The organism is Amycolatopsis sp. NBC_01307 (assembly GCF_035975215.1).
Classification (GTDB): domain Bacteria; phylum Actinomycetota; class Actinomycetes; order Mycobacteriales; family Pseudonocardiaceae; genus Amycolatopsis.
Map to the genome: position 1 here is coordinate 7110689 of NZ_CP108403.1, position 18775 is coordinate 7129463.

Consider the following 18775-nt stretch of genomic DNA (forward strand, 5'->3'; position numbering starts at 1 on the left):
ACCTGTTTGTCCGGTTTCGGAACCACTCGAACGGTCCCCTACCAAAGTCGGCCGGAAAACTGCGTCGCCCCGAACCGCGTCCCACGGCATGCTGACGGTCATGCTCATCCGCCGCGAGACACCCGGTGACCAGGCCGCCATCCACTCGGTGCACGCCGAAGCCTTCCGCCGCGAACCGGGCGTGACTCCCGTCGAAGCCCCGCTCGTCGACGACCTGCGGGCCGACGGGGATCTGATCGGCGCGTTGTCGTTCGTCGCGGTCCGCGACGGCGAGGTCGTCGGGCACGTCTGCTGCAGCCCGGCGCGGCTCGGCGACGACACCGGCGTCTCGGTCGGCCTCGGCCCGCTCGGCGTACGGCCCGCGCACCACCGCGGCGGCGTCGGCTCGGCGCTGGTGCACACGGTGCTCGGCGCGGCGGACGCCCTGGGCTACGGCCTCGTCGTGCTGCTCGGCGACCCCGGCTACTACTCGCGCTTCGGGTTCGTCCTCGCGGCGACGCTCGGCGTCACGCCGCCGGAACCGGGCTGGGCCGAGCACTTCCAGGCCCGCCCGCTCGCGGCGTACCGAGCCACGCACCAGGGCGCGTTCACCTACGCGCCGGCCTTTTCCCGCATCTGAACAGGAGCCCCGCACGCATGTACGCACCCCGTTCGTCGGTCGGTGTCCGGATCAACCGCGAGCAGCCGCCGTCCCGGCTGCGTGAGCTGGCGCGGCAGGCCGAGGCCGCCGGGCTCGACGAGCTGTGGCTGGTCGAGGACTGCTTCTGGGCGGCCGGGATCTCGACGGTCGCCACGGCGCTGGAAACGACATCGACGATCAAGATCGGCATCGGCGTGATGCCGGTGGTGGCGCGCAACCCGGCGATCGCGGCGATGGAGCTCGCGGCGCTGGCGGAGCTGCACCCGGGCCGGCTGATCGCCGGCTTCGGCCACGGCGTGCCGGCGTGGATGAAGCAGATCGGCGCGTACCCGGCGTCCCCGCTCGCGGCGCTGGAGGAGACGCTCGTCGCGGTCCGGCGCCTGCTGGCGGGCGACCGGGTCTCGGTGTCCGGGCGGTACGTCTCGCTGGACGAGGTGGAGCTGGTGTTCCCGCCGGCGTCGCCGCCGCCCCTGGTGGCGGGCGTCCGCCGGCCGAAGTCGCTGGCGATCGCGGGCGCGACGGCGGACGGCACGATCCTCGCCGAGCCGTCCCCGCCGGAGTACGTCCGCTCGGCGCTGGCGGCCATCGCCACGGGACGCGAGCGGGACGGCGCCCCGGCGAGCCACACGGTGGTGACGTACAACTGGCTGGCCCTGGGCGACCCCGAACGGGCGCGGCTGACTGTGGCGGAGTCGCTGACGCCGGGCGCGCGGGTGCAGGTCCAGGACCTGCCGTTCGCCGATGAGCTGCTGGCGCTGGTGGACTCGGCGTCCACAGTGGACGAACTGGCGGCGGGCCTGCGTCCGGAGTGGATCGAGCAGCTGGCCGTCTGCGGCGACCTGGCCTCGTGCGTGGCCCGCGTCCACGCCCTGCACGAAGCCGGCAGCGGCTCGGTGGTCCTGCTGCCGCTGCCGGAGGAGCCGCCGGAGGAAGGCATCGAGGCCGCGGGTCAGGTGGCGGCCGCCCTGCGTGCCTGACGGCCACCGGTCGTCCACAGCCCGGCCGCAATGTGGACGACCAGGCCGGGCCGAAGCGGATTCCGACCTGCGTCGGACACCCCCGAAGAGGGCTGGGACCCGGCAAGGTCGGTTCGAGCGTCCGCCTGCCGCGAGAAGACGGGGCTGCCCGCCGGAAAAGGGGTTCGCCGGGCGCGGGCCGCGTGTCAGGATCGGCCCATGCCCGTTGACCCGCACCTCCTGCTGGCCTTCGTCGTCACCACCGTGATCGCGATGGTCGTGCCGGGGCCGGACATGCTGTTCGTCCTCGGCTGCGGCATGCGCGGCGGTCCGCGCGCCGGGCTGCTCGCCACCGCGGGGGTCGCCACCAGCGAGGCGATCCACGTCGCCGTCGCCGCGGCCGGGCTGGCCGCGCTGTTCGCCGCCGTGCCCGTCGCCTTCACCGTCGTGCGGGTCGTCGGTGCCGCTTACCTCATCTACCTCGGCATCCAGACCATCCGGAAGCGCCGGAGCCTCCCCGACGACACCTCACCCAGCACCAAGCGCGCCTACCTCTCCGGGCTGCTGACCAACCTGCTGAACCCGAAGATGGTCACCTTCACCATCGCGTTCCTCCCGCAGTTCGTCGACCCGGCGCTCGGGCGCATCGGGCTGCAGTTCGCGATCCTCGGCGCGATCCTGATCGTGTTCGAGTTCCTCGTCGACGGCGCCGTCGGCGTCCTCGCCGGCCGCATCGGCAGCCGGCTGCGCCGCAAGCGCAAGGCCCGCCGGCGCCTGGAGGTCGCCACCGGCGGCATCTTCATCGGCCTCGGCGTCCGGCTGGCCCTCGACCACTGACCGGGAGGTAGCGCCTGCGCTACCCCGAAGTCGGCGGCCGGCCCCAGGGTGGGGCGCCCGGACCTCGGCCAGGATCCTTTCCATGACCAGGAACCGGAAAACCACGGCCGTCCTCGCCGTCGCGGCCATCGCGACCGGAGCACTCTTCGCTCCCGCGACCGCCGAAGCGGCCCAGCCCGGCCCCGTCCGCGCGCTGACGCAGGCGGCGCATCCCCTGCGCACCACCGAACCCGACCGCGACACCGCCGACCTGCGGGCCCTGGGCGCGATGATCGGCGACGCCCAGGTGACCGGCCTCGGCGAGGCGACCCACGGCTCGCACGAGTTCTTCGCCATGAAGGAGCGGCTCTTCCGCTACCTCGTGGAGCAGAAGGGCTTCACCACCTTCGCCCTCGAAGTGAGCTGGTCCGCGGGCCTGAAGATCGACGAGTTCGTCCAGACCGGCACCGGTGACGCGCACACGGTCGCCAAGGCCGCGCTCGCCGGCTCGCCGTGGGACCGCGAGGAGTTCGTCCACCTCATCGAGTGGATGCGCGGCTACAACCGCGCTCACCCCGCCCGGCCCGTCCACTTCCTCGGCGACGACCTCGGCGCCCCGACGCTGGACGACGCGTTCTTCGGCCGGGTGACCGGTTACGTCCAGCGGACCCACCCCGAGTCGCTGGCCCGGCTGAACGAGCTCTACACCGGCCTGCGCCCGATCGACGACGTCTTCGCCTACGTCGCCAAGCCGCTCGCGGAGCGGCAGCGGCTCGCGGCCCAGGCCCAGGAGGCCCTCGAGCTGGTGCAGAGCTTCGGCGACGACTGGGCCGCGCAGAACGCCCGGTCCATCGCCCAGACCACGAAGTTCCTCACGATCGACCTCGCCGACCCGGCCTCGGTGGCGACGTCCCAGCGCTTCCGTGACGAGGTGATGGCGCAGAACGTCGTGTGGTGGCAACGCCACACCGGCGCCAAGATCCTGCTGTCGGCCCACAACGGCCACGTCGGCTACGCCTCCGGTGATCCCGCGCGGTACCCCAAGACGCAGGGCTCGTTCCTGCGCGACACGCTGGGCGCGAACTACGTCGCCACCGGCTTCACCTTCGACCGCGGTTCGTTCCTGTCCCAGGACGACGCCGGGACCTGGCGGAAGTTCACCGTCGGCGCCGCCGGCCCCGGGTCGAACGAGGACACCCTCGACCGGGTCCGCTACCAGGACTACTACCTCGACCTCCGGACCGCCCCGGCCGCGGCGCGCGCCTGGCTGGACGTCGCCCGCCCGACGTACGACATCGGGACGGCGTTCCCCGTCGACCCGGCGGACATCGCGCTCGCGCGGTCCTACGACCTGCTCATCCACCTCCACGACGTGCGCGAAGCGGCGATGGCTAGGACTTGAGGTTGTTGCGGGCCAGGAAGTCTTCGGCGATGTCGAGGGGGTTGCGCTTCTCCTCGGTGAACTCGACGTTCAGCTGGGTGAGCTGGTCGGTGGTCAGCGCCGCCGACACCCGGTTCAGCGCCGCGGCTTCCTGCTCCGACAGCGTCCCCTTGGCGATGAGCGGCACGATGTTCTGCGCCGGGAACATGTTCTTGTCGTCGGTGAGCGGCACGAAGCCGTTCGCGGCGATCGTCGACGACGTGCTGAACAGGTCCGCGACCTGGACGTCGCCGGACTTGAGCGCCGCCACCGTCACCGGGCCACCGGTGTCGGTGGTCCGGATCTCCTTGAACTCGCAGCCGTAGAGCGTCTTGATCTTGTCCTTCCAGCGGCTGCTCCACTGGCCCGGCCCGCCGAACACCAGCTCGCCGCAGCGCTTTCCCAGGTCGGAGAACGTCTTGACGCCGGAATCCGCCAGCTGCTTGCCGACGACGAGCAGGTCCTTGTCCTCGGCCGGCGCCTGGTCCAGCACCTCGAACCCGGCGGGCACCTTCGCCTTCAGCTGCGTGTAGACGTCTTCCGGCTTCGTGGCCTGGGCGTCCTTGTCGAAGTACCGCAACAGGTTCCCGCTGTAGTCCGGCACGACCGACAGCGACTTGTCCTGCAGCGCCTTGACGACGACCTCGCGGCTGCCGACCGGTGGCCGCACGGTGACGTTCGTGGCCCCCGCGTTCTTCAACGCCCCGGCGTAGATCTGGGCCAGCAGCAGGCTTTCCCCGACGTCGGACGCGCCGATGATGATGTCGCCGTTCGAGCCGCCCTCACCACCGCCCGCCAGCGGGTTGCCGCAGCCCGCGACCAGCACCGCGACGGCGATCAGACCGGCCAGCCGTTTCACGCGGTCACCTTCTTGCCGGTCGCCGCGGCCGTCGCCAGCCGGACGCCCTTGGGCACCAGCGCGCGGTTCAGCAGCGCGAACAGGACGTCGAGCACGATCGCCAGCAGCGTGGTGAGCAGCGCGCCGGCGATCACCTCCGAGTAGTCCAAAATGGCCAGTCCGTCGAGCAGGAACCGGCCCAGGCCACCGAGTCCGACGTACGCGGCCACCGCGGCGGTCGCCACGAGCTGCAGCACGGCGTTGCGGATGCCGCCCAGCACCAGCGGCAGTGAGATCGGCACCTCGACCTTCCAGAGCCGCTGCCAGCCGGTCATCCCGACGCCCTCGGCGGCGTCGACGACGCCGTGGTCGGTCGCCTGCAGCCCGGCGTACGTGCCGGCCAGGATCGGCGGCACGGCCAGCACGACCAGGCCGATGATCGTCGAGGTGACGCTCTCGGTGAAGAGCAGGAACAGGAACGTGACCAGACCCAGCGTCGGCAGCGCGCGGATCGCGTTGCCGACGCTCACCAGCGCGACGCCGCCGCGTCCGGTGTGGCCGACGAACAACCCCAGCGGGACGGCGATCACGAGCGAGATCACCAGCGCCAGCACCGTGTAACCGAGGTGCTCCAGCAGCCGCTGCGGGATGCCGTCCGGGCCGGACCAGTGAGCCGGATCGCCGAACCAGTGGAAGAGATCGGTGATCATGCGACGGCCACCCCCGTGTTCCCGGCGCGTTCCCAGGGTGTCAGCAGGTTCCGCAGGCCGACGAGCAGCAGGTCGACGACCAGGGCGAGCACCAGCGTGAGCACGATGCCGACGACGATCGGCGAGAAGTACTCACGCTGGAAGCCGTCGGTGAACAGCACGCCGAGGCCGCCGGTGCCGATCAGCGCGCCGACGCTGACCAGGCTGATGTTGCTGACCGACGCCACCCGCACGCCGGCCGCGAGCACCGGCACCGCCAGCGGCAGCTCGACGGCGAAGAACTTGCGCACCGGCTTGTAGCCGACGGCGGTGGCCGCGGCGATCACCGACGGCGCCACCGCGTCCAGCGCGTCGAGCACCGGGCGGACCAGCAGCGCGGTGGTGTAGATCGTCAGCGCGACGACGACGTTGATGCTGTCGAGGATCTTCGACCCGATCAGGCCGGGGATGACGACGAACAACGCGAGCGACGGGATCGTGTAGAGCAGGTTGGCCAGCACCATGAGCACCGACCGCGCGGGCGCCCAGCGGTGGCCGAACCAGCCGGCCGCGATCGCCAGCACGATGCCGATGACCAGCGGGAGCAGCGCGAGGTAGATGTGGTCGCCGAGGTCGCCGAGGATCTGCTCGCGGTTGTTGCCGCTGCTCAGGTACGTCCCGAGCTCGTCGAAGAAGCTCATGACGCCTGCGGGGTCGCCTCGATCACATCGAGCACTTGCCGAGCGAGCACGCCCCCGAGCACGCGGTGGTCGTCGTCGACGACCACGCCGAGGCTGGCGGGCGACGACAGCGCGGCGTCGAGCGCGCCGCGGATCGGGGTGCCGCGGATCCACAGGGAACCACCGGCGACGAGGTCGTCTTCGGACAGTTCGCCGTCCACTGTGGAGTTCGGCGGCAGCCAGCCGCGCGGCTGCTTCTCGGCGTTGACGACCAGGCGCCAGCCGTCGCTCGCCGGCACCGAAGAGCCGATCTCGACGAGCTCGAGGTCCTTGATCTCGACGCCGTCGGCGGAGAGGAACGACAGGCCGCGGTAGCCGCGGTCGCGGCCGACGAACGACGAGACGAAGTCGTCCACCGGGTGGCGCAGGACGTCGGCGGGGGTGCCGTACTGGGCGAGCTTGCCGCCGACCCGCAGCACCGCGACCTTGTCGCCGAGCCGGACGGCCTCGTCGATGTCGTGCGTGACGAACACGATCGTCTTGCCCAGCTGCGACTGCAGCCGCAGCAGCTCGTCCTGCAAGCCTTCGCGCACCACCGGGTCGACCGCGGAGAACGGCTCGTCCATCAGCAGCACCGGCGAGTCCGCGGCGAGCGCGCGGGCGACGCCGACACGCTGCTGCTGACCACCGGAAAGCTGGGCCGGGTACCGCTTGCCGACCTCGACCGGCAGGCCGATGGTCTCGAGCAGCTCGGCCGCCCGCTTGCGCGCCTTCGCCTTGTCCCAGCCCGACAGCAGGGGCACGGTGGCGATGTTGTCCAGGACCGTCCTGTGTGGAAAGAGGCCGGCGTGCTGGATGACGTAGCCGATGCCGCGGCGCAGCAGCGCCGGGTCGCCCTCGGCGACGTCCTTGCCGTCCAGCAGCACCTGGCCGCCGGTGGGCTCGATCATCCGGTTGATCATCCGCAGCGACGTCGTCTTGCCGCAGCCGGACGGGCCGACGAACACGGTGATCGTGCCGTCCTCGACCGTCAGGTTCAGCTTGTCGACGGCGACCGTCCCATCGGGATACTGCTTGGTCACGTCGCGGAATTCGATCGTCACTTGCCCACTCCCCGTGTCAGGTCCGTTCGACGGTAGCCGAGTCGGCGGTGGTTGGCACGCTGTTCCGGCAGGTGGGGACCAGGCGCTTAGGCGGTGTCCTGTGAGTCTGCTCGATGGGCTTCGTGATCCAGGTGGTTCCTGGCGGCACGGGCGGGGCGCCCTCGTACCGGGGTTGTACTCGGGCGATCCGCCCGTGCCGCCAGGGGCCGCCTGGGCGCGAAGACCGCGAGCTTTGACTCGCAGGACACCGCCTAAGCTCGTGGCCCGTGAAGGCACTCGACGACGTCCTCGCCGCCCACGGCGTCGGCGTCCGCCCGTTGTACCGCGTCATCGACCTGCTGCGCACCGGCGACCACGACCTCGGTGAGCTGGTCCGGCTGAGCACCGCGCCGCGCCGCAGCGTGGAGGACGTGCTCGCGGCGCTGGGCGACGACCTCGACCGCAGCGGCGACCGGCTGCGCCTGTCTCCCGGCGTCGCCGCGTCGTACCTGCAGTACAGCGTCCCCCGCTACGCCGACCCGCTCGACGAAGCCGTGGCCACGCACGAGTTGCTGCCGAAGGTCGCCGAGTGGGTGGCCGAGGTGCCGGCGCCGCTGGCCGCGCTCGACCACGTCCAGGCCACGCCGGAGACGGTGCTGCGCCGCGCGCTGTGGCTGGACGCGCGCTACGACCTGGCGTCCGCGCGCCTGCTGTTCCTCGGTGACCACGACCTGACGTCGCTGGCCGTGCGGGCGGTCTGCCCGGCGGCGGACCTGACCGTCGTCGACCTCGACGAGCGCGTCCTCGCCTACCTGGACGACCGCGGCGCCGGGGACATCAGGACCGCGCACGCGGACCTGCGCGTCGGCCTGCCGCCCGCCGTGGCCGGGCGCGCCGACCTGGTGTTCAGCGACCCGCCGTACACCCCGGAGGGGATGGGCCTGTTCGCCGCGCGCGGGGTGCAGGCGCTGCGGGAGCCGAGCGAGGGGCGGCTGCTGTTCGCGTACGGCTACAGCCCGCGGCACCCGGCGCTGGGCGCGCAGGTGCAGCGCTCGCTGGCCACGCTCGGACTGACGTTCGAGGCGATCCTGCCGGGCTTCAACAGCTACTTCGGCGCGCAGGCGATCGGCAGCGCGGCGGACCTGTACGTCTGCCAGCCGACGGCGAAGGCCAGGAAAGTCCGCAGCGGCAAGGCGATCTACACGCACGGGCCGCAGTCGGTCGAGGCCGCCGGGACGAAACCGGCACTGCTGGAGAAGCTGAAGGAGATCGCCGTCGCGAGCGGGCTCTCGTTCGAGTCGCGCCCGGTGGACTGGTCGATCTCCGGCCCCGAGGGCGACGCGGTCGCGATGGACCTCTCGGCCGACCCCGGCCCGTGGCTGCTGCGGGCGCTCCTGGGCACAAACGCCCGCCGGCTCGCGCTGCTGCTGCCGAACGCGCACCCGGACCTGGCGGACCAGGCGTCCCAGACGGCGCTTGCGGCGCTGGTAGCGGGCAAGTACACCCTGCGGTACCTGCGGAGCACGCCGGACAACCGGCACGCCGTGGTCGTCGCGGACGCGGTGGAGCACCAGAGCGAGGTGCTGACCCGCGCCCACGCCCGCCTGGCGAACGTCTCCCTGGACGTCCCGCCGGACCTCCAGGACCTGCGCCTGGTCGACGTCCCCCGCCACCGCTTGCCGGCTCTGCTGGGTCTCTGAACACGCCAAAAGCGGCACTTTCACGTGAAAGTGCCGCTTTTGACGGTGACTGTCAGGCGGTGACGCCGTCCGCTTCCGCGGCCTTCGCCACCGCGGCCGCGACCTCGGGGGCCACGCGCGGGTCGAGCGGGCTCGGGACGATGCGGTCCGGGCCCAGGTCGTCCATCGCGACCGAGACGATCGCCTCGGCGGCCGCCAGCTTCATGTTCTCCGTGATCGCCCGGGCGCCGGAGTCCAGCGCGCCGCGGAAGACGCCGGGGAACGCCAGCACGTTGTTGATCTGGTTCGGGAAGTCGCTGCGGCCGGTGGCCACGATCGACGCGTAGCGCGCCGCGACGTCCGGGTGGACCTCCGGGTCCGGATTGGACAGTGCGAACACGATGCCGCCACCCGCCATCCGGCCCAGCAGCGTCTCGTCGATCGTCGCGCCGGACAGGCCGAGGAAGACGTCGGCGCCTTCGAGGGCGTCGGCGAGCGAACCACGGAGACCGGCCTTGTTGGTCGTCGAGGCCAGCTGCTCCTTGACCGGGTTCAGGCCGTCGCGGCCGGTGTGGATGATGCCGCGCGAGTCGAGCACGGTGACGTCGCCGATGCCGGCCTCCTGCAGGATCCGCGCGCAGGCCACCCCGGCCGCGCCGGCGCCGGAGATGACCACGCGCTGGTCGGCGATCGCCCGGTCCAGCACCAGGTTCGCGCCGCGCAACGCGGCCAGCGTGACGATCGCCGTGCCGTGCTGGTCGTCGTGCATGACCGGGCAGTCGAGCGCCTCCTTGAGCTTGTCCTCCAGCTCGAAGCAGCGCGGCGCGGAGACGTCCTCGAGGTTGACCGCGCCGTACGACGGGCGCAGCCGGACCAGGGTTTCGACGATTTCGTCGACGTCGGTGGTGTCCAGCACCAGCGGGATCGAGTCGAGGCCGCCGAAGGTCTTGAAGAGCACGGACTTGCCCTCCATGACCGGCAGGGACGCGCTGGCGCCGATGTCGCCGAGGCCGAGCACCGCGGTCCCGTCGCTCACCACCACGACCAGCCGGTCCGCCCACGTGTACCGCTTGGCCTTGGCGGCGTCCTCCGCGATCGCGCGGCTCACCTTCGCCACACCGGGGGTGTAGGCGATCGAAAGGTCACGCGGGCTGGAAATCGGGCGGGTGGCCGCCACCGAGAGCTTGCCGCCCTCGTGCCCGGTGAAGATCTCTTCGTCGGTGACCGGCGCAACAGTGCCGGTGGGGTCGTTCATGGGGTTTCCTGTCGTCGTTTCCGGCTTTCCCTCAGTAGGAATGACGGAACTCGCGGTTCGAACGTGGGTCACTCGGATTCTCCTGGGCCTGCGAGCGGGGGGACCAGGGCAGCAGGCGAAGGCACACCCACTACCTGGGCTTCTCCTCCGGCACGGCAGCCCAGCGCGGTAGCGCCGGCCTGTCGGCGAAGCGTCTCGTCGGCCATCTGTGCCGTGGGTGTGGCGATGGCCGCGGACGCGGCGGTCCCGTCATTGTGACAGGACCCTTGCCGCGGGTGACCCCTCGGTGCGGCTCACGTCACACATTCCCTGGTATTTCCCCAAATACCAAGACGTCCGTCCGGTTTTCTTGGCGCCCGATAAGGTGACGCCATGCAATTCCGCCGGCTGAGCGTCCCGGACGCCTTCGAGTTCACCCCCCGGGCGTTCCCCGACGACCGGGGCCTGTTCACCGCCCCCTTCCAGGAAGACGTCTTCCGCGCCGCCGTCGGCCACCGGCTGCGGCTCGGCCAGTCCAACCACAGCGTGTCCAAGCGCGGCTCGATCCGCGGTGTCCACTTCGCCGAGACCCCGCCCGGCCAGGCGAAGTACGTCTACTGCGCCCGCGGGTCGCTGCTCGACGTCGTCGTCGACGTGCGCGTCGGCTCGCCCACCTTCGGGAAGTGGGACGCCATCCGGCTCGACGCCGGCAAGTTCAACGCCGCGTACCTCGCCGAGGGCCTCGGGCACGGCTTCATCGCGCTCGAGGACGACACCGCGATGGCCTACCTCTGCTCCGAGCCGTACAACCCGACGGGTGAACACGGGATCAACCCGCTCGACCCGGCGCTGGACCTGCCGTGGCCGTCGGACATCACGCACATCCTGTCCGACAAGGACCGCGCCGCCCCGACGCTGGCCGAGGCCGCGGAGCAAGGCCTGCTCCCGGCGTACGACGACTGCGTCGCCTACTACGACAAGCTGCGCTCGGCCCACTGACCGCCGCCCGGACCGGGTCCGGCGGTCCCCTTGCGCATTTAGTATGCGCGCATATAGTCTGCTCGCATGGCACTTTACGAGTACGAGCACACCGAGACGTCCACCGCCCCCGCCGCCGCGATCTGGCCGCTCTGGGCGGACACCGCCCGCTGGCCGGAGTGGGACACCGCCGTCCGGTCGGTGGTCCTCGACGGTGCGTTCGCCGTCGGCAGCGGCGGCACGATGACGATGGACGGCCTGCCGCCCATCCCGTTCACCCTGACCGAGGTCACCGACGGCCGGAGCTTCACCGACGAGACGCGGCTGCCGGACGCGCTGCTGCGGTTCGAGCACGTCCTGACCGACGTCGACGGCGGCACGGCGATCACCTACCGCGTCACCATCGACGGCCCCGACGAGCTGGGCCCGCAGGTCACCGAGGACACCTCCGACGCGATGCGCGCGCTGGCCCGGCTGGCCGAGGCTTCCGGGGGCGCGGGTGGCGACGCCCCCGGCCCGCGCGTCACGGCATCCTCGCGGGCATGACCGCCCCGGAGTCCCGCCTGCCCGGCCCCGAGCGCAGCCCCGGCTTCCTGCTGTGGCGCGTGACGCTGGCCTGGCAGCGGGCGATGCGGGCCGCGCTGGCCCCGCACGACCTCACGCACGTCCAGTTCGTGCTGCTGACCACCACGTGGTGGCTCACCCGCTCGGGTGAGCCACCGACCCAGCGGCAGCTGGCCGAGCAGGCCGGCACCGACACGATGATGACCAGCCAGGTCGTCCGCAAGCTCGCCGAGCGGGGGCTCATGGAGCGTGCGGACGACCCGGCCGACGCCCGCGCGAAGCGGCTCCGGATCACCGCGCCGGGCCTCGAACTGGTCGCGAAGGCACTGAAGGACGTCGAGGCCGCCGACGCGTCGTTCTTCGACGGCGTCGACAGCGATTTCACCGACTCACTGGCAAAACTCAGTCCGTGAGGACGCACTCGATCGAGCGAAATTTCGGGACATCCCCTGGGGGCGATCCCGGATGTCCTCCTCGGCCGTCCTCGCCAGGCTGGCTCCCATGAAACTTCTCGCACTGGCCGCGACCGGGGTCGCCGTGGCCGCACTGGGGTCCACTCTCGCGTTCGCCTCACCGGCACGCGCCGACGAGCTGCCGACGTTCGACTTCACCGACTGCCCGGCCCCGCCCGCGACCGCCGACCCCGGCACGTGGCGCTGTGAAGCCTTTGTCTCCCAAGGAAAACTGACCATCGACGGCTACGAGATCCCGCTCGGTGAGGTGCGGCTGACGTTCAGCGAAGGCCGGATCGACGGCCAGTACGCCCAGGCGTTCGGCGCGCTGAGGCACGCTCCGACCCGCGTCCCCGGCCTGCCCGGCACGACGATCCAGCTGCGCTACGGCGGTTTCTCGGACTTCCAGAGCAACGACGAGCGCCGCGGCGAGCTGGACATCTACGCGGTGCTGCGGAACCCGTTGCTGGGCAACGACTGCAGCATCGGCACCGCGGCGAAGCCGTTGCACACGGTCGTCCACGACGACCCGGCGGTCCCGCCCAAGGTGATTTCCCAGAACCCGGTGACGGCCTACCGCGGTGTCATCGACCCGGATCTGGCGCTGCCGGCGACGCAAGGCTGCGGCCCGCTCGGCAAGCTCGTCGACCGGCGCCTCGACCTCCCGTCGCCGTCCGGCGAGAACACGTTCGAGCAGACGTCGTACGTGCAGTACAAGCCGCTCTGAGCCCTGCCGCGGCCGCGGGCTTCTTCGGGGTCACCCAGATGGTGATCGTCCCGGTGACCACCGGCTTGCCACGCGCGTCGGAAATGGTCACCGGGACCGGGAGCTCGAAGCCCTCGTCGCCGAACTCCGGCAGCGCGGGCAGCGACGCCACCGCGCGCAGGCCCGTCTCGGCCTTCGCGACGTACTGGACGTCCATGCCCTTCGGCAGCCAGCGGTGCGTCGCGGGGACGGTCGCCTCCGCGAGCATGCCCATCGCGATCTCGGCGAGGTTGCAGGCCGCGATCGCGTGGAACGTGCGGATGTGGTTGTGAACACCCCACCACTTCGGGGCACTCACCTCACAGTGCCCCGGACGCAGCTCGCGCACCGAGGGCAGCACCGTGCCGAAGTAGGGCACGCGCAGGCACATCGCGGCGCTGAACAGCTGCTTCCCGCCGGGTTTGGCGGCCAGCTTGTGCCACAGCGCGAACGTCGGCGTCTCGGCCATGCGTCTCCCTTGCTTGCCTACTGGCCAGTAGCTAAGCAGGCGCCCGGCCGGGCCGCAACCGGCCGCCTATAGTCGGCGCGTGGCAAATCGGCTGTTCCTCCTCCGCCACGGCCAGACCGAATGGTCGGTCGACGGGCGGCACACCGGACGCACGGACATCCCCCTGACCTCGGCGGGCGAAGGCCAGGCCCTCGCGGCCGGCGGCACGCTCCGGAGCCTGCTCGGCGGGCCGTCGCTGGTGCTGTCGAGCCCGCGCAAGCGTGCGCTGCGCACGGCCGCGCTGGCCGGCCTGCGCGTCGACGAGGTCACCGAGGACCTCTCCGAGTGGGACTACGGCGACTACGAGGGCATCACGACGCCCCAGATCCGCGAGACCGTGCCGGGCTGGACGGTGTGGACGCACCCGGTCCTCGGCGGCGAAAGCGCGGACGAGGTCAGCGCCCGCGCGGACAAGGTGCTCGAGCGCGCCCGCCGTGACACCGAGGCCGGCGACGTGATCCTGGTCGGCCACGGGCACTTCAGCCGGGTGCTGGTGGCCCGCTGGATCGGCCTGCCCGCGACGTCCGGCGTCCACTTCGGACTGGACGCGGCCGGCATCGCGGTGCTCGGCGACGAGCGCGGCGAACCCCAGATCGAACACCTCAACCTGCCCCCCTCGCTGGAGGACTGACGTGCCCGACGACCGCATCCGCCGCATCCGGCCCGACGACGTCGAGGCCGCCGTCGGGCTGGTCTACGCCCTCGCGGAGTACGAACGCGCCCCGGACGAGTGCCACCTGACGACGGACCAGCTGCACGCGGCGCTGTTCGGCGAGGCGCCGAAGCTGTTCGGGCACGTGGCCGAAGTGGACGGCGAGATCGTCGGCTTCGCGCTCTGGTTCCTGAACTTCTCGACCTGGCGCGGCGTGCACGGCATCTACCTGGAGGACCTGTTCGTCCTCCCGGACCACCGCGGCTCGGGCCTGGGCAAAGCGCTCCTGGCGACGCTCGCGGCGGAGTGCGTCACGAACGGCTACGGCCGGCTGGAGTGGTCGGTCCTCGACTGGAACCCGGCGACGGAGTTCTACAAGGCCCTGGGCGCGGTCCCGATGGACGAGTGGACGGTCGACCGCCTGGCCGACGAACCCCTCCGAGCGCTGGCCGCCCAGGCGTAACCCATGTGATCAGCGCCGGATCCCACGTGACCTAAGCCGGATCCAGCGTGATCAGAGCCGTAACTCGCGAGTTCCGGCCCCAATCACGTGAGTTGCGGGCTCAGTCACGTGAGTGGCGGGGCTGATCACGCGAGTTGCGGTGTCAGTCCTCGTCCTGGCCTTCGCGCTCTGCTCGGCGTCCGGCCAGGCCGCCGCGCTCGGCGGCCTCCGTCTCGGACTCACCCTCGCGCAGGCCCAGGGCCCACTCGCGGGACGGGCGGCGGAACAGCAGCACCAGCGTGACGATGCCGAACAGCGCGATCGGGACGCCCCACACCGGTTCGCCCGACGGGCCCAGCAGGTACCAGCCCAGGCCGACCACGATCAGCGCGATCACCACACCCGGCGAGCGCGCCCAGGTCTGGCCGAGGACCAGCCCGGCGGACGCGGCCAGGAACGCCAGCGCCACGACGATGAACGTGCCGGCCTCGACGTAGACGTTGTTGCCCGGCCGCGCCGGCGTGCCCAGGCCGTTCACCAGCACGATCACCCCGAACACCAGCAGGGCCAGCGACGGCACCCCGGTGACCACGCCGGCCAGCCGGACCTCACGGGGAGCGGGCGAGAGCTTCACAGCGGGGACCTTCCGGGGGGGGTGCTGGCCGAGTGCTTTGCGGGAGCACAGCAGACTCGACCAGGGCGAGTAACCGTGCGTGAGCTGATTGGATCGTATGCCACCCGGACGGCCGTTTTCGCGGGACCGCCCGGGCGTCGAAAATTCAGGTGTCGTCGATGAGCGGGCGGTCGGCCCGGGTGCACTTGTCACGACGAGCGGACAACTCGTCACGCGAAGGAGGGCCGCCCGGCACAGGGTCACAGGTGCTGTTCGGAGCGTTGCCGGACCGGTGCTTCCGGTCACCTTGCGCCGCCGAGAGGTTCTCGGGGGCGGCAGGCGTCACCTACCCTGCGGTGGTGCGCGCAATCCTCATCGTGAACCCCCAGGCCACCTCGACCACCGCCGGTGGCCGGGACGTCCTGGCCCACGCGCTCGCCAGCCAGGTCAAGCTTGACGTCGTCGAGACGGACTACCGCGGCCACGCGATGGCCGTCGCGCGCTCGGCCGCACGGGACGGCATCGACCTCGTCGTGGCGCACGGCGGCGACGGCACGGTGAACGAGGTCGTCAACGGCCTGCTCGCCGACGCCGACGGCGATCCGTCGCAGATCGGGCGGGTGCCCGCGCTGGGCGTCGTCCCCGGCGGTTCGGCCAACGTGTTCGCGCGCGCCCTCGGCATCTCGGCCGATCCCGTCGAGGCCACCCACCAGCTGCTCAACGCGCTGGAGAACGACCGCTCACGCCGGGTCGGGCTCGGCCTGGCCGACGGGCACTGGTTCACCTTCAACGCCGGCCTCGGCTGGGACGCCGACGTCGTCGGCCGCGTCGCGAAGCGCCGGGGCAAGCAGACGACGGCCGGGCTCTACTTACGGGCCGCCGTCCGCTCCTACTTCCGGCCGCCGCTGGGCCGTCCGGCCCTGACGATCCGCGTCCCGGGTGAGGAACCCGCCGAAGCGCTGACCGCTTTCGTGTCGAACACCGATCCGTGGAGCTACCTGGGCGAGCGTCCGATCCACCTCAACCCGGGTTGCTCGTTCGAGACGGGATTGGGTCTGTTCGCGTTGAACGGTCTGGGGTTGCCCACGGTGTTCAAGCATGTACGGCGCGCTTTAGCTACGAAGAGCAACCAAAAGGGCAAGCGTCTCGTGCGTCACGACGACCTGCCGATGATCCGCATCGACGCTGCTGAACCGGTAAACTTCCAGGTGGACGGCGACCTCGTCGGCCAGAGGGCCCGGGTCGAGTTCTTCAGCGTCCCGGATGCACTCACAGTAATCGTGTGACGACGGGACAGCTGATCGCCTGCGGCAAAGTGCAATCTGCCGTTCGTCGACGCAGAAGCTCCACTCACCGCATCAGCCTTCCCTTCGAGCGGCCGTGTCGGAGAGAAACCGCAGGTCAGACGTGTCGCTCGGCCGGGTGAGCTGACTCACCGATCTTCAAGAAACACTTGTCCAACGCGGTGCTTCGTGAAAGCATTCACAAGCACCCAAAAAGACGACCGCCATTGACGACTGTGGCGCGGCCCTCCCGCGCCATATGAAGGAGCTCACGAACATGGACTGGCGCCACGACGCGGCCTGCCGAGACGAGGACCCCGAGCTGTTCTTCCCGGTGGGAACCAGCGGTCCTGCTCTGTCGCAGGTTAGTCAGGCCAAGGCCGTGTGCCACCGTTGCACCGTCGCCTCCGACTGCTTGGCCTGGGCTCTGGCCAGCGGCCAGGACGCCGGCGTGTGGGGCGGCATGAGCGAGGACGAGCGACGCGCAGTCAAGCGCCGCCGCACGCACATCGGCACGCGTACCAACGCCTGACTCTTCATCTGGCTACATCGCACAAGCTACACCCGAGCCACCAGGGAAATTCACCCGGGCTGACACTGTCGTGTCCAGGCCTTCTGTGGTGATACCTACCCGGCTCCAGCTTAACAAGTGGGGTGAAACCACCCGGCAACGGGTGCGGTGAAACCTCACCAGGACTTCAAGTCCTCCCGCGAGACGCTGAACGGCCCGGCACCTGCACCCAGGTGCCGGGCCTTCATCGTGTCGTCCCCCCAATCACGCGTGACGCCCTTCCAATCACGCGTGACGCCTGCCCAATCACGTGAGTTACGCCGTCAATCACGCGAGATCCGCACCCGATCACGCCAGAAACGCCCGGAATCACGCCGTTGACGGGAAATGCCCGGTGTTGATCATCGCGAAACCCACCCGATCGAGCGGCAAGGTCAATTCAAGCGATTGATTCAAAGCAACCAGGTGTGATTCAGAGCCGGCGGGAAAGCGGGATCCGCAACGCGGCTTCCGTCCCGGTCACCCGGGTCGCCGCCTCCTCCGTGCGCACCTTCCGCAGCGACAGCGAACCGCGCAGCTCCGACTCCACCAGGGTGCGGACGATCTGCAGGCCCAGGCCGTCGGACCGCTCCAGCGAAAAGCCCGCGGGCAGACCGCGGCCGTTGTCGCGGATGACGACGTCCAGCCAGCGTGCCGAGCGCTCCACGATCAGCTCGACCTTGCCCGACCGGCCGGCCGGGAAGGCGTGCTCGATCGCGTTCTGCACCAGCTCGGCCAGCACCATCACCAGCGGCGTCGCGATCTCCGCGACCACGACCCCGAACGAGCCCTTGCGCGACAGCCCGACCTGCGACTCCGCCGTCGCGACCTCGCCGACCATCGGCAGCACGTTGTCGAGCAGCTTGTCGAGGTCGACGCGCTCGTCGACCGAGATGGACAGCGCCTCGTGCACCAGCGCGATCGACGTCACCCGGCGCACCGACTCGGCCAGCGCGAGCCGCGCCTCCTCCGACGACGTCCGCCGGGACTGCAGGCGCAGCAGCGCCGCCACCGTCTGCAGGTTGTTCTTCACCCGGTGGTGGATCTCGCGGATCGTCGCGTCCTTCGACAGCAACGCGCGGTCACGCCGTTTCACCTCGGTGACGTCGCGGACGAGCACCAGCGCGCCCGCCGCCTGCCCGGCCGGTCGCAGCGGCAACGCGCGGAACAGCACCACGGCGCCGCGCCGCGAATCGGCCTCGGTGCGGCTCGACGGCTTACCATCGAGCGCTTCGATGATCCGGTGCGACACCTCGGTCGCGTCGAACGGGTCGCGGATCAGCGACCGCGTCAACGGCGCCAGGCGCGTGCCGACCAAGTCGGACTCGTGGCCCATCCGGTGGTACGCGGACAGGCCGTTCGGGCTGGCGAACACGACCGTGCCGCTCGAGTCGAGGCGGATCAGCCCGTCGCCCACCCGCGGCGACGTGTGCGTGTCGGTCGCGTTCGTACCGCTCGGCGGGAACGTGCCGTCGACGATCATCTGGCACAGGTCGCCGGCGCTGCCCAGGTAGGCGATCTCCAGCGGCGAAGGCACCCGCGGCGCGGCCAGGTTCGTCTCGCGGCTCAGCACGGCGACGACGGTGCCGGCGAACGTCACCGGGATCGCCTCCCGCCGCATCGGCAGGTCGCGGTACCAGTGCGGGTCCTCTTCGCGGCAGATCCGCACGTCACGCATGGCCTTCGCCAGCTGCGGGTGCTCCTGGACCGTGAACCGCGTGCCGACGACGTCCTCGGGGTGCGCGGTCGGCGCCGTCGTGGGGCGCGCGTGCGCGACGCACACGAAGTCGCCGCCGTCGGGCTGCAACTCCTCGCTGACCGGGACCCAGAGCAGGAAGTCGGCGAAGGACAGGTCGGCCAGCAGCTGCCACTCGGCGACGACGGTCTGGAGGTGGTCCGCGGCCTCCCCGGGGAGGCCGGTGTTGTCGGCGAGCAGTTCGGCGAGCGTCGACAC

At 71.0% G+C, this 18775-nt stretch carries 20 protein-coding genes and 1 pseudogene; 13 read left to right on the forward strand and 8 right to left on the reverse strand.

What is annotated here, in order from left to right; genetic code table 11:
• The first annotated feature begins 100 nt into the window (after positions 1 to 100).
• The 4 genes from OG439_RS30770 (at position 101) to OG439_RS30785 (ending at position 3814) form a co-directional block, all read left to right on the forward strand.
• Entirely contained in the window at positions 101 to 619 is a 519-nt protein-coding gene (locus OG439_RS30770) for a GNAT family N-acetyltransferase (RefSeq protein WP_326944253.1), read from the forward strand.
• A 17-nt stretch (positions 620 to 636) separates the two neighbouring features.
• Positions 637 to 1617: an LLM class flavin-dependent oxidoreductase gene (locus tag OG439_RS30775; RefSeq protein WP_326944254.1), complete on the forward strand. Its 981-nt coding sequence runs from the start codon at positions 637 to 639 to the stop codon at positions 1615 to 1617.
• Positions 1618 to 1815: 198 nt separating this feature from the next.
• The gene (locus OG439_RS30780; protein ID WP_326944255.1) at positions 1816 to 2433 is read left to right on the forward strand and encodes a LysE family translocator; all 618 of its coding nucleotides are present in this window, start codon (positions 1816 to 1818) and stop codon (positions 2431 to 2433) included.
• Positions 2434 to 2515: 82 nt separating this feature from the next.
• Complete coding sequence (locus tag OG439_RS30785) at positions 2516 to 3814, forward strand: erythromycin esterase family protein (RefSeq protein WP_326944256.1); 1299 nt, start codon at positions 2516 to 2518, stop codon at positions 3812 to 3814.
• Here OG439_RS30785 and OG439_RS30790 read toward each other — a convergent pair.
• The 4 genes from OG439_RS30790 to OG439_RS30805 are packed head-to-tail and all read right to left on the reverse strand — an operon-like array spanning position 3804 to position 7142.
• The gene (locus tag OG439_RS30790) at positions 3804 to 4691 is read right to left on the reverse strand and encodes an ABC transporter substrate-binding protein (protein WP_326944257.1); all 888 of its coding nucleotides are present in this window, start codon (positions 4689 to 4691) and stop codon (positions 3804 to 3806) included. The genes OG439_RS30785 and OG439_RS30790 overlap by 11 nt on opposite strands.
• Positions 4688 to 5380: an ABC transporter permease gene (locus OG439_RS30795; RefSeq protein ID WP_247057413.1), complete on the reverse strand. Its 693-nt coding sequence runs from the start codon at positions 5378 to 5380 to the stop codon at positions 4688 to 4690. The genes OG439_RS30790 and OG439_RS30795 overlap by 4 nt, the downstream gene beginning before the upstream one ends.
• Positions 5377 to 6060, reverse strand: coding sequence for an ABC transporter permease (locus OG439_RS30800; protein WP_326944258.1), 684 nt, complete (start codon positions 6058 to 6060; stop codon positions 5377 to 5379). Before OG439_RS30800 ends, OG439_RS30795 begins: the two co-directional genes overlap by 4 nt.
• Positions 6057 to 7142: an ABC transporter ATP-binding protein gene (locus OG439_RS30805; protein ID WP_247057417.1), complete on the reverse strand. Its 1086-nt coding sequence runs from the start codon at positions 7140 to 7142 to the stop codon at positions 6057 to 6059. The genes OG439_RS30800 and OG439_RS30805 overlap by 4 nt, the downstream gene beginning before the upstream one ends.
• A 266-nt stretch (positions 7143 to 7408) precedes the next feature.
• Between OG439_RS30805 and OG439_RS30810 the strand changes: the two genes are divergently transcribed.
• The gene (locus tag OG439_RS30810) at positions 7409 to 8821 is read left to right on the forward strand and encodes a bis-aminopropyl spermidine synthase family protein (RefSeq protein ID WP_326944259.1); all 1413 of its coding nucleotides are present in this window, start codon (positions 7409 to 7411) and stop codon (positions 8819 to 8821) included.
• A gap of 52 nt (positions 8822 to 8873) precedes the next feature.
• Here OG439_RS30810 and OG439_RS30815 read toward each other — a convergent pair whose 3' ends face one another.
• On the reverse strand, positions 8874 to 10055 hold the full coding sequence (locus tag OG439_RS30815) for an NAD(P)-dependent malic enzyme (RefSeq protein WP_326944260.1): 1182 nt from the start codon (positions 10053 to 10055) through the stop codon (positions 8874 to 8876).
• A 372-nt stretch (positions 10056 to 10427) separates the two neighbouring features.
• Here OG439_RS30815 and OG439_RS30820 point away from each other — a divergent pair, with 372 nt between their 5' ends.
• The 4 genes from OG439_RS30820 to OG439_RS30835 all read left to right on the forward strand — a co-directional run bounded on the left by OG439_RS30820 (position 10428) and on the right by OG439_RS30835 (position 12755).
• Positions 10428 to 11033 (forward strand): dTDP-4-dehydrorhamnose 3,5-epimerase family protein, encoded by a 606-nt coding sequence (locus tag OG439_RS30820; protein WP_326944261.1) that lies wholly within the window; start codon positions 10428 to 10430, stop codon positions 11031 to 11033.
• Positions 11034 to 11099: 66 nt separating this feature from the next.
• Positions 11100 to 11558 (forward strand): SRPBCC family protein, encoded by a 459-nt coding sequence (locus tag OG439_RS30825; RefSeq protein ID WP_326944262.1) that lies wholly within the window; start codon positions 11100 to 11102, stop codon positions 11556 to 11558.
• Positions 11555 to 11989, forward strand: a complete 435-nt coding sequence (locus OG439_RS30830; protein ID WP_247057428.1) for a MarR family winged helix-turn-helix transcriptional regulator — start codon at positions 11555 to 11557, stop codon at positions 11987 to 11989. The genes OG439_RS30825 and OG439_RS30830 overlap by 4 nt, the downstream gene beginning before the upstream one ends.
• Before the next feature lie 88 nt (positions 11990 to 12077).
• The gene (locus tag OG439_RS30835) at positions 12078 to 12755 is read left to right on the forward strand and encodes a hypothetical protein (protein ID WP_326944263.1); all 678 of its coding nucleotides are present in this window, start codon (positions 12078 to 12080) and stop codon (positions 12753 to 12755) included.
• Between the two features lie 19 nt (positions 12756 to 12774).
• Here the strand turns inward: OG439_RS30835 and OG439_RS30840 are convergent.
• A pseudogene (locus OG439_RS30840) lies at positions 12775 to 13242 on the reverse strand (hotdog fold domain-containing protein); the annotation flags it as partial.
• Positions 13243 to 13321: 79 nt separating this feature from the next.
• Here OG439_RS30840 and OG439_RS30845 point away from each other — a divergent pair.
• Positions 13322 to 13912, forward strand: a complete 591-nt coding sequence (locus OG439_RS30845) for an acid phosphatase (protein ID WP_326944264.1) — start codon at positions 13322 to 13324, stop codon at positions 13910 to 13912.
• Position 13913: 1 nt separating this feature from the next.
• The gene (locus OG439_RS30850; protein ID WP_326944265.1) at positions 13914 to 14396 is read left to right on the forward strand and encodes a GNAT family N-acetyltransferase; all 483 of its coding nucleotides are present in this window, start codon (positions 13914 to 13916) and stop codon (positions 14394 to 14396) included.
• A 142-nt stretch (positions 14397 to 14538) separates the two neighbouring features.
• On the opposite strand, the gene OG439_RS30855 is transcribed toward OG439_RS30850, so the two are convergent.
• Entirely contained in the window at positions 14539 to 15009 is a 471-nt protein-coding gene (locus tag OG439_RS30855) for a hypothetical protein (protein WP_326944266.1), read from the reverse strand.
• 338 nt (positions 15010 to 15347) lie between these two features.
• Here OG439_RS30855 and OG439_RS30860 point away from each other — a divergent pair, with 338 nt between their 5' ends.
• Positions 15348 to 16274, forward strand: a complete 927-nt coding sequence (locus OG439_RS30860) for a diacylglycerol/lipid kinase family protein (RefSeq protein ID WP_326944267.1) — start codon at positions 15348 to 15350, stop codon at positions 16272 to 16274.
• 274 nt (positions 16275 to 16548) lie between these two features.
• Positions 16549 to 16803, forward strand: coding sequence for a WhiB family transcriptional regulator (locus OG439_RS30865; protein ID WP_247057443.1), 255 nt, complete (start codon positions 16549 to 16551; stop codon positions 16801 to 16803).
• A 451-nt stretch (positions 16804 to 17254) separates the two neighbouring features.
• Here OG439_RS30865 and OG439_RS30870 read toward each other — a convergent pair whose 3' ends face one another.
• Positions 17255 to 18775 carry a sensor histidine kinase gene (locus OG439_RS30870; protein ID WP_247057445.1) on the reverse strand — a complete coding sequence of 507 codons (1521 nt, stop codon included), beginning with the start codon at positions 18773 to 18775 and terminating at the stop codon, positions 17255 to 17257.